The 2,688-nt window shown below is 59.3% G+C and carries 2 protein-coding genes and 2 pseudogenes; all 4 read right to left on the bottom strand.

The window, feature by feature from the left end; all coding sequences use genetic code 11:
* Positions 1-91 precede the first annotated feature (91 nt).
* Positions 92-727: pseudogene (locus tag K309_RS38865) on the bottom strand (transposase domain-containing protein); the annotation flags it as partial.
* A gap of 67 nt (positions 728-794) precedes the next feature.
* The gene (tnpB, locus tag K309_RS0134450; protein ID WP_029050415.1) at positions 795-1,130 is read right to left on the bottom strand and encodes an IS66 family insertion sequence element accessory protein TnpB; all 336 of its coding nucleotides are present in this window, start codon (positions 1,128-1,130) and stop codon (positions 795-797) included.
* Positions 1,127-1,513, bottom strand: a complete 387-nt coding sequence (gene tnpA / locus K309_RS0134445) for an IS66-like element accessory protein TnpA (protein ID WP_029050414.1) — start codon at positions 1,511-1,513, stop codon at positions 1,127-1,129. Before tnpA ends, tnpB begins: the two co-directional genes overlap by 4 nt.
* Positions 1,514-1,864: 351 nt before the next feature.
* Positions 1,865-2,591, bottom strand: a pseudogene (locus K309_RS38860) (IS110 family RNA-guided transposase); the annotation flags it as partial.
* Positions 2,592-2,688: the final 97 nt, after the last annotated feature.

Raw genomic sequence — 2,688 nt, 5'->3', positions numbered from 1 at the left:
GCAGGCCGTCAACACATGGTGCGATCAGGTCAAAATCGCCGCGTAGAAAAACTTGACTCAATCACTACGCAATCAATTCAGTCAAGGAATCTAGGCCTGCGCGCTCGAAGATGCGTTCCTGCCGATATAGCGGCAAGTGATCGTTGTATTTGGCCACCAGGACCTGCGCAAGCTATCCGGCGGTAGGAATTCCCTTGTCGATCACCTGTGCCGGCACCGGGGCCTGAGTCAGCGTTTCGCATTGCGCGCACACCCATTTGCCGCGCACATGACGCTCGACGGTGAACACGCCGGGCGTATAGTCCAGCTTCTCGCTCACATCCTCGCCAATGCGCTTGAGCTGACAGCCGCAACCACACGTGGTCGACGTCGGCTCATGGCGAATTTCGACACGCGGCAGATTCGGTGGCAGCGGCGCACGGCGCGGTTTGCTCGGCGGGGACTCGTCCTTCGGTTGGCTGGCGAGTTGTTCGAGCTCGTGTTCGATGGCGATCAGGTCTGCATCGATGGCTTCGTCCAGCAAGCTCTGTTGCTCGGCTGGAAGCTTCTCGCTACGGGCGGCAAACTTCCACCGTTTCAGCACAGCCATCTCATGCGTGAGCTGGGCGATGCGGGTATCTTTGAGGCGCAATTCGCTGTCCCGCGCCCGCACTTCCGACATCAACTCCATGGCCAGCGCCCGCAGTTGGTCTGCGTTCATGCCTTGGAGTTGTACGGTGTCGATCATGCCGGCCATTGTGCCGCACCCGGCATTCCACGGACATCGGCACGCGCACCGATTGCAATTGCGGACGTTACACGACTCGGATCACTCCATCCTGACCGATGCGCTGCCATGGCAATCCAAGGACCAGGCCGGCCAACTGTTCGTGCGTCAGCGGGTATTGCTTCGATTCACCGGAACGTGGCCATGCGAACTGCCCTTGATTTAACCGGCGTGCCGCCAACCAGATGCCGATGCCGTCGTGAACCAGGACCTTCATGCGATTGGCCCGGCGATTGGCAAACAGGTAGGCATGGTGCGGTTGCGCGGCGCCGAACACCGTGATCACCCGGGCGAGCGCCGTGTCGAAGCCGGCCCGCATGTCCAGCGGATCGACCGCCAGCCAAACCTCGTCAATGCGGATCACGCCAGCCACTCGCGCAGCCACGCAACGCATTGCGCCGCTTCTGATGTCGGCCAGCTTACGGTGATCGACTGGTCCGCGCGACGCACTTCAACGCGAATCTCGGTTGGACGCACGTTCCTCGTCTCGAGCGGCACTGGCACGAATGCCGGCGTCGCTGCCGGTTGGACCGCCACGTCGCCACGGACCATTAGGGCAGGCACATTTCCTTCGGCCTGATCAACCCAGCGCCTGAGCAGGTTCGCGTTGAGCTTGTGATGCAAGGCAATTGCTGCAATCGAAACTCCTGGTCCCTGGCATGCTGCAACCACCTGCGCCTTGAATTCTCTGCTGTAGCGGCGGCGACGACGACGGCCCGCCGGCCCTTCTTCTTCGATAGTGTCCACGTGTCCACCTATTCGTTAAGTGGACACGATGCTCCCAAGACCCTCACTGCAATTCAAGACGGTTTGCCCAGACGTACATGGACGCCCCCAGTTTGCCAAGCTCTCAGTTCATGACAACGAGAAGAGGAAGATTGCTCCCGTACATCCGGACTTTTGATGCGAGCATGGACATGCTCACAGTCCCTGATGGGATTTGCTGGTCGGCGCCTCGATCGCTTACACGCACTCTTGGTGCCTCGTCCGGGAAGGGCTTTGCCGACCACAGTCTTACCTGTCTTGCCATCACTTCGTGTTCGCTTGCGCAATCTGTGGTGTGATCCCTCTGAAGTCTGTTTTGACTGGCCGACTTGACTACGCGGCTGCGATAGCAGGCGTGTAGTCGGGTCGGAACTGACGGTCGTGGGCAAGCAAAGCCCAGACGATTCTAGCTGTCTTGTTAGCCAAGGCGACTGCCGCGACGTTAGCGTTTCGGCGCGTCGTCAGCTTGACCAGCCAACTGTTAGGGTCGTTCCTCTGCGTCGCTCGGTAGATTACCGACCGGGCCCCGTGGATGAGCAAGGTTCGAAGGTACGCATCACCTCTTTTACTCATGCCAAGCAACTTTGCCTTGCCGCCGCTGGAATGTTGTCGTGGCACAAGCCCCAACCACGCCGCAAGCTGCCTCCCGTTATCGAAGTTCTTTGCATTGCCGATCGTCGCAGCCAGCGCGCTGGCTGTGATCGGGCCGATTCCCGGCACCTGTTCGAGTCGGCGGCTGATTTCGTCGTCTCGATGCCAGGCCTTAATTTGTGCCTCAATCTCGTTGACCTGTCGATCGAGCAATTTGAGGTGCTCGAGCAGTCGGTCAATAAGTTGGCGGAATGTGCCGGGCAAATCGTTCGTCGCATCCTCGATGAGATCCGGCACACGCAGGGCGATGTAGGCAATGCCTTGTGGCACAACAAGACCGTACTCAGCCAGGAGGCCTCGGATTTTGTTGGCCTGAGCGGTGCGAGCCTTTATGAAGCCCTGGCGCACGCGATGGAGTGAGAGGACTGTCTGCTGTTCGATGTACAAACCGCATCGTGGGCCGCGTTACGGGGACCTGTCCGTATTTTTGTGTGCGAGGCGGTTTTGAATTTTGTTAGCCTCGGGCCGCGGTAAATCTCTCCCCATACAGGATAGCAAACTGGTTC

This window comes from Cupriavidus phytohabitans (assembly GCF_000426345.1).
In the GTDB taxonomy this organism is placed as follows: domain Bacteria; phylum Pseudomonadota; class Gammaproteobacteria; order Burkholderiales; family Burkholderiaceae; genus Cupriavidus.
This window is presented reverse-complemented; position numbering and strand designations above follow the sequence as displayed.